The organism is Exiguobacterium sp. s128 (assembly GCF_018618815.1).
Classification (GTDB): domain Bacteria; phylum Bacillota; class Bacilli; order Exiguobacteriales; family Exiguobacteriaceae; genus Exiguobacterium_A; species Exiguobacterium_A antarcticum.
Genome location: NZ_JACSMT010000067.1, coordinates 1 through 7,205 on the forward strand (window position 1 = coordinate 1; position 7,205 = coordinate 7,205).

Sequence of the window (7,205 nt, forward strand, 5' to 3'; positions counted from 1 at the left end):
CTTTTCCGCTAATCATCCGAATGAAACGCATCAGGAATAAAAAATGAGAGCTTTCTCAACTCATCTTTTGGCTAAGTTGACATCTATGGCGATGCTCATCACTTCGGTCGAAGGAGGACTGGTCGGGCATCTGTTTTTTGAAACCAACCTCTTTTTATCGATTGTCGCCTGGCTGTTAGTACTCTCGAGCGGTTACATGGTCATGGTGACAGCAGCTGTCACGCTTCGGTATGTCTACCGCTATACGTCGATTCTGAAAATACTTCAAAAATGGTGGACCCATCGTTTTCATCGTCCGAAACCGAACTGATCCAACAGCAAACGGGACTGACTCATAAGTCAGGCCAAAATCAATCCTTGTGACGGACGGTTCGACATCCTCACTTTCCATACTTTCCATGGGCGGAAGGTAAGCCGCGGCAGCCCACATTCCATGCGGTCATGCCGGGTCTTACCTATTCCTGCCGGAAGCGCCAATCACGCTTCCTTTCCCCATAGGAGTCGAGGATGAACGTTTCCGTCCTCTATCAATCAAATGGCCGATGATTCCATCTTTCGCGGAATCATCGGCCATTTCTATGCAAATTCTTATTGTTCACGAAGGAAAAGGGAGGTGGATTTCCGGTGTTTGATCCGGAAATCCACCTCCCTTCATTCATTTTAATCGAGAGACGTCCTTATTTTTGAGTCAGCCCCGTTTTTTGAGTAGGTGTCAGCTCGAAAAAGCGGCTTCTTCTTCCGGCGTTTCTTGTTGTTGTTGATCCGGATTTTGAATTCGTCCGGTCACTTCCGTCAATAGGCGACGGGGGAGGAATTTAGCGAATGTGACCATCGCCCGGTTGCTCGCTCCAGGTACGACGACACGTTTCCCTTTGAGGGTCCCACGGTAGCCGGCGAAGGCAACGAGATGCGACGGCATACTTTTGAACGGTAACGTGATTTGGGCACGATCAAAAAAGTTCGTATCGGTTGGTCCAGGGCAGAGGCATGTGACCGTGACACCAGAACCATCCAGTTCCGAGGCAAGCGCTTCTGAAAACGACAAGACATAGGCTTTTGTCGCGTAGTAGACACTCATGTAAGGACCAGGCATGAAGGCAGCGACAGAAGCGACGTTCAAGATGCGACCAAACCCGCGATCAATCATGCCCGGTACTAAGCGCTTCGTCAGTTCCGTCAAGGCGACGACGTTGACGTGAATCGAATTGATGTCTTCCGATGGATCAATTTCCGCAAAACGGCCTGACGTCGCAAATCCCGCATTGTTGAATAATAAATCAATCGTCAGTTCATGTTCTTCCAGGTAACTGAGGACATGGGAGACACTGTCCGGTTGTGAGAGATCTGCCGCAAACGTATACGCTTTGATTTGATAGCGTTTTTCAAGGACATGTTTTAATTCTGTTAATTTTTTTTCGTTTCGGGCGATCAAGACACAATCAAAACCGTCGCGTGCCGCCAATACCGCCAGATCAAGACCGATTCCACCTGAAGCACCTGTAATCAAAGCTGTTTTTCGTAACATATTAAATCCTCCATTCGATTGATAACTGATTCTCTAATCTGTATCTTTCCCTATTGTTCCCTTGATTCCTGCTCGATAAGCATCTCCTTTTGGAAGTCATGCCATTCGCTGTATGATAAGGTCAGTGAAACAATCACAGAAAGTGAGTGGAGCAGCTTGAGAAAAAATGTCACGATTGCCTTATTGTTAGCTACGTTTTTAGCAGCCATTGAAGGAACGATTGTCGCGACGGCGACACCTGTCATGGCGAGTGAACTAAATGGAGCAAAACTCGTCAGTTGGATTTTTGCCGGATTTTCACTATTCATGGCGGTCTCGACCCCGATTTATGGGAAGATGGCCGACTTATACGGCAGAAAACGTGTCTTGCTGTTTGGAATCGGCGTTTTTACAGTCGCATCGCTCGCGTGTGGTCTGGCCCAGACGATGGAAACCTTGATTCTATTCCGCGCCGCGCAAGGGATCGGAGCCGGTGCTGTCTTGCCGATTGCGATGACGATCATCGGGGATTTGTATACATACGAAGAACGGGGGAAAATTCAAGGGATCTTAAGTGCGGTTTGGGGAATTTCCGGTGTCGCAGGTCCACTGGTCGGTGGGTTTTTAGTCGAGACATTGTCCTGGCGCTACATTTTCTTACTGAACGTGCCGTTCGCCCTGATTTCATTTGTCATGATTGTGGTCTTTTATAAAGAAACGGTCACGGAAACGTCGCGTAAGATCGATTATCGGGGCGCCGTCTTGTTTGCGACCGGCATGAGTGCCCTATTGTATGGATTATTATCCGGTAGTGAATCGGAAAACTTTTTCCGTCCCCTCATATTAATCAGTTTTGCCGTAAGTGCCGGACTTTTATTTTGGTTTTACCGGGTTGAAAAAAAGGCGACGGATCCCTTGTTGCCACCAGCCGTCATTCGCCATCCGGTGATTCTGGTCATCAATTTGGCTGTGTTCTTTTCGGCTTGGGTTCTCGTATCGATGTCAGCGTACATTCCGATTTTTGCTCAAGGTGTGTTAGGGAAAAGTCCAACCGAAGCAGGATTCATGTTGATGCCGTTATCCTTATTTTGGACGATTACGGCCATCATCGGCGGACGGACGATTGGGATTGCCTCACCACGTTACCGGACGATGACCGGAATGGGCCTGTTGGTCATCGGGATGCTGATTCTAATCTCGATCAGTCGAGAGTCGAGTGATGTGTTCATTTATCTGGCGGTTTCCCTGATTGGCATTGGATTTGGTCTGGCACAACCGGTTTTCATGGTCGTCTTGCAGACATCTGTCGATTGGTCACTTCGTGGGTCAGCGACTGCCGTCAACTCCTTTTTGAGTACGACGGGTCAAACCCTTGGCGTTGCCTTGTTTGGTACGTTGTTTAACCTCTCGATCATCCAGGCTTTTTCCGATTCACCACTCTTGACAGGGTACGCGATCGATCCTTTTTTCCAGTCTGGAACAGCAAGTAAGTACGGAACAGATGTTCAGGTGGCAGCAGAACAAGCGTTAGCAAACGGGTTACACCTCGTGTTCATCGGAGGACTCGTCTGTGCGGTTCTTGCCTTTTTGATGACGTTCCGTCTGCCGAAAGTGCGTCCGGAAGATCCGACTAATTAAAAACACCAACGAGATGTCCTTTTTTAAAAGGGCGTCTCGCTAGCGTGAGTCTGTTCATTCAGAAGTCGTGGCAGCCTTTTGGTTGGCAAATTGTTCGCGGATGTCTTGTTCATTTCGACGGAGGAATAACCCGATTCCAATCAGTAATAAAGAAGCACCGGTGATTTGGATCCAGGTCAACGACTCTTGGAACAGGAAATACCCGAAAATCATCCCCCAGACGGCTTCACCGAGAATCGTGATGCTGACGATGCTGGCACTGACCCGTGACAAGGCCCAGTTGAATAGGTTATGGCCAAGTAACGTTGGAAAGACGGCCAGCAAAATATAAATGCGCCAATCGATTTGGAACGCAGCAACTAAGTTGACGGATTGAATGAGCGAAAAAAGTAACAGGACGATGGAAGCGACGGCATAGACACCAAACGAATATGTATTGGTCGAGACACTTGTCCGGACGTGTTGTCCAAGCAACCAGTAACCGGCGACAAGGATTGTCGCAAGTAACGCCAGTCCATCTCCAATCAAGGCCCGAGGACCAACTGCGATATCACCATAGGCGACAAGTCCACCCCCTAGTAGGGCGATACCTACAAAAAATAAGGCCTTCCGCGAAGGATGTTGTTTAAAGAAAATCGCGTTGCCGATTAAAACAAAAATCGGGCTGGCGGTCACGAAGAGCGTCGAGCTGGCAACTGTCGTATAATCAAGGGAAAGAAACCAGAGCCAAAAGTGACCCGCTAAGAGAATACCACTCAAGATCATATGCCGGATCGTCGTTGAGCTGAGGCTCAGCAATTCTTTTAAGTGGATCAACGGCAACAGCAATAATGTTGAAAACAACATCCGGAAAAAAGCGACGGCTTCAATCGGCGTTTCGGCCCACTTGACGAAAATGGCCGATGTTGAGATGAAAAAGAGTGCCATGAATAAAGTGAAATAGGGCATGAGAACCTCCGCGTGTCTGAAGTAAGGGAATGAGGGTGAATCAATGCAATTAATCATTGCGGAAAAACCAAAACAAGCTGAAAAACTTGCAGTACCATATCCATCGGTCAAACGAGACGGATACATTGAGATCAAGCCGTGCGAACGTTTTCCCGCGGGCGCGAAACTTGCGTATGCCGTCGGACATTTGTGCGAATTGCAAGAGCCGGCGCATTATGACGCCAAATGGAAACGATGGAATTATGATCATCTTCCGATCATTCCGGAACGGTTTGATTACCGGTTGTCCCGTGGAAAAAGCAAAGCGTTTCAAGTCATCAAAAAATTACTGAATGAACGAACGACAACTTCCATCATTATAGCATCGGATGCCGAGCGAGAGGGAGAGGCAATTGTCCGATTGATTCTCCGGCTTGCGAATAACGCCAAACCGATCCAACGCCTTTGGATTTCCAGTCTGACACCACAAGCCGTCGATCATGGGTTTGCGAATTTATTAGACGGGAAGGAAACAGAAAACTTATTCCATGAAGCGATGAGCCGTGCCTGTGCTGACTGGTTGATCGGGATGAATGCGTCCCGCGCCTATACGACGCTCCTGAAGAAAAAAGGAATTGCCGATGTTTTTTCATTGGGACGGGTCCAGACGCCGACCTTATCGTTGATCGTCGAGCGGGAAAAACAGATTGAAACGTTCCGACCGGAAACCTTTTTTGAGGTCGAAGCGGATTTCGCGCGTTACAAAGGGAAGTACATCAATGCGAAAAAACAGACAAAGATTACAGACCGCGAGTTGGCAGAGAACATCGTAGCGCGGACGAAGGGAACGGCCGTCGTCGCGACGATTGATAAAACGGAACAAGTGGAAAAACCGCCGTTTTGGTTCAGCTTATCGCTGCTGCAAACGGAAGCCAGCCGGCGTTTTGGCTTAGGAGCAAAAGAGACGCTCGATATCGCCCAAAAACTCTATATCCGGGGCTGGATCAGTTATCCGCGGACCGATTCATCGTTTGTCTCAAAAGACGAAGCGAGTCAATTTCCGGTGATTTTAAAGCGACTGCTCAAGCAACCGGAATATACGGAATTGACGGATATTGTGACACAAAACATCACGAACAATAAACGCTATGTCAATTCAGCAAAGGTCAGTGATCACTACGCGATCATCCCAACGGAAGAGGCGGGCGCAGTTGCCAAGTTATCTGGACGTGATGCACAAGTCTATGACTTGATCGTCCGGCGATTTTTAGCAGCATTTGCACCAGATGCCCGGTCTGAGAAAACGGAGATCATCACGGAACGTGAGCAGGACCGGTTCATCACAAAAGGAAGCCGATCGCTTGAGCTCGGATTCAAACAAGTCTTGAAAATCGAAGCAAAAGAGCTGGATTTACCGGCAGTCGAAATCGGACAACAGATGCCGATCAAAAGTGCCAAACTGTTAGAAAAACAAACGGAACCACCCAAACGGTATACGGAAGGAACGTTGATTCTTGGCATGAAGACGGCCGGGAAAGTTCTCGAAAACGAACTCCAAGCCATCATGAAGGAGATTGAGGGACTCGGAACAGAAGCGACACGAGCCGGCATCATTGACGGGCTGAAGCGCCGCGACTATATTCAGGTCAAGAAAAAAGAAATCCATCCGACGGCAAAAGGACGGATTTTGATCGAAGCCGTCAGCGGAAGTATCCTTGCCTCACCGGAGATGACGGCGAAGTGGGAAAGTCGTCTGGATCAGATTGGCAAAGGGGAAGCATCAGCCGCCCAGTTCGTGGAACAAGCGAAAAAATTATCGCAACACCTGGTCGAAGACGCGAAAACACGTGTCGAGCAGCTGGACGTCGACCCGAGTCAAGTCCCGGCCAAACGGGCACGGGGCGCGACGAACCGTCCGGTCGGTATCTGTCCCGTCTGTCAGGCGGAACTGCTTGATCGTGGAAAATTTTACGGTTGTAGTGCCTATCAGAAAAACAACTGTGGATTTACGTTGCCGAAAACGATTCTTGGCGCCCGTCTGACACAAACAGAATTAAAAAAGGTATTGGCTAATGAGAAAACAAAACCACTTGAGATGAAGAAGAACGGACGGACGTTCCGGGCGATGTTATATCTGGAACAGAATCAGCTGAAGTTCGAGTTCGTGAAGGGAGAATCTTGATGTATTACGATTTGATGGAAAATAAAACGTTTATCCCAACGTTTGAACGCTTTTTGAAGGAAGGGACGAAACTGACCGTCTGGTTTCCGAACGACGTGACGGTCGGACCGGCGGATGAGTTGATCGGAGAAGCCGAAGAGTTATTCGGGGTGACGGCGGAAGTCATCGATGATCCGCAATCTTATGGAAAAACATTGTTGTTGCCGTACTTGACGGAACGCGAGACACGAGATGATGATTTTGTGCGTTATGAAACAGTCATGACGGAAGAAGTCAAAGCGATTTTACGGGAACTGACGTTACCGATGATGACAGACGGTGACTTCGCCGTCCTCTATTCCTATCAGATTGATCTACCGGATGGATTTTTATTCGTCGAGGATTGGTTTAATGCGGAAGTTTCGTTAAAAAACTGATAAAAAATAAACGTGGGGCTGACTCATAAGTCAGGTCAAAATCAATCCTTGTAACGGACGTTTCCACCCTCCATCAATCAAATGGCCGATGATCCTATCTTTTAAGGGGTCATCGGCCATTTCTATGCAAATTCGTATTGTTCACGAAGGAAAAGTGAGGTGGATTTTTCCAAAAAGGAAGCAAATACGCCAGTTTTTTGACATCTGTTTGTAACATACAACCGTTTAGATTAAAGTTGGATGAAAAGTAATGTTTTTTGAGCATATTTAGTGGAATTCAGTTCAAAAGCTTTAAAATGGAGTGTAGAATCGAACACATGTTACATCAGAGAAGGAGGAAAATGAATGAAGTCATGGCTTAATCGAACGATCGGACGGCAAATCATGTCTGCTTTCTATATGATTATCTTGACGCTCGTGTTGACCTCCGGTGGCGTTTATTTTTATACGACGGTTTGTCAAATTAAGTGCAACACTTCTTCCGTGAAGACCTCGTATGCAGTTTTCCAGTTGAGACATTTTCGCGGTCTCCCATTGA

General features: G+C 47.7%; 6 protein-coding genes and 1 pseudogene. 5 read left to right on the top strand and 2 right to left on the bottom strand.

Annotated elements, in window-relative coordinates:
- Positions 1–85 precede the first annotated feature (85 nt).
- A complete protein-coding gene (locus tag KNQ13_RS15105; protein WP_251027494.1) occupies positions 86–310 on the top strand; it encodes a hypothetical protein in 225 nt (74 codons plus the stop codon).
- 402 nt (positions 311–712) lie between these two features.
- Here KNQ13_RS15105 and KNQ13_RS15110 read toward each other — a convergent pair whose 3' ends face one another.
- Complete coding sequence (locus tag KNQ13_RS15110; protein ID WP_014969936.1) at positions 713–1,525, bottom strand: SDR family NAD(P)-dependent oxidoreductase; 813 nt, start codon at positions 1,523–1,525, stop codon at positions 713–715.
- Between the two features lie 156 nt (positions 1,526–1,681).
- Here KNQ13_RS15110 and KNQ13_RS15115 point away from each other — a divergent pair, with 156 nt between their 5' ends.
- On the top strand, positions 1,682–3,142 hold the full coding sequence (locus tag KNQ13_RS15115; protein ID WP_209548518.1) for an MDR family MFS transporter: 1,461 nt from the start codon (positions 1,682–1,684) through the stop codon (positions 3,140–3,142).
- Positions 3,143–3,196: 54 nt separating this feature from the next.
- Here KNQ13_RS15115 and KNQ13_RS15120 read toward each other — a convergent pair whose 3' ends face one another.
- Entirely contained in the window at positions 3,197–4,090 is an 894-nt protein-coding gene (locus KNQ13_RS15120) for a DMT family transporter (RefSeq protein ID WP_014969938.1), read from the bottom strand.
- A gap of 43 nt (positions 4,091–4,133) precedes the next feature.
- Here KNQ13_RS15120 and KNQ13_RS15125 point away from each other — a divergent pair, with 43 nt between their 5' ends.
- From KNQ13_RS15125 to KNQ13_RS15135, 3 genes and pseudogenes are all read left to right on the top strand, one after another.
- The gene (locus KNQ13_RS15125; RefSeq protein WP_026831086.1) at positions 4,134–6,251 is read left to right on the top strand and encodes a DNA topoisomerase III; all 2,118 of its coding nucleotides are present in this window, start codon (positions 4,134–4,136) and stop codon (positions 6,249–6,251) included.
- Complete coding sequence (locus KNQ13_RS15130; RefSeq protein WP_014969940.1) at positions 6,251–6,667, top strand: hypothetical protein; 417 nt, start codon at positions 6,251–6,253, stop codon at positions 6,665–6,667. The genes KNQ13_RS15125 and KNQ13_RS15130 overlap by 1 nt, the downstream gene beginning before the upstream one ends.
- Positions 6,668–7,012: 345 nt before the next feature.
- A pseudogene (locus KNQ13_RS15135) lies at positions 7,013–7,205 on the top strand (hypothetical protein); the annotation flags it as partial.

What these genes read in the sequence shown, in the direction of transcription:
- KNQ13_RS15105 (WP_251027494.1), top strand. Translation starts at nt 86, where the DNA reads ATGGCGATGCTCATCACTTCGGTCGAAGGAGGACTGGTCGGGCATCTG.
- KNQ13_RS15120 (WP_014969938.1), bottom strand. Translation starts at nt 4,090, where the DNA reads ATGCCCTATTTCACTTTATTCATGGCACTCTTTTTCATCTCAACATCG.
- KNQ13_RS15110 (WP_014969936.1), bottom strand. Translation starts at nt 1,525, where the DNA reads ATGTTACGAAAAACAGCTTTGATTACAGGTGCTTCAGGTGGAATCGGT.
- KNQ13_RS15130 (WP_014969940.1), top strand. Translation starts at nt 6,251, where the DNA reads ATGTATTACGATTTGATGGAAAATAAAACGTTTATCCCAACGTTTGAA.
- KNQ13_RS15125 (WP_026831086.1), top strand. Translation starts at nt 4,134, where the DNA reads ATGCAATTAATCATTGCGGAAAAACCAAAACAAGCTGAAAAACTTGCA.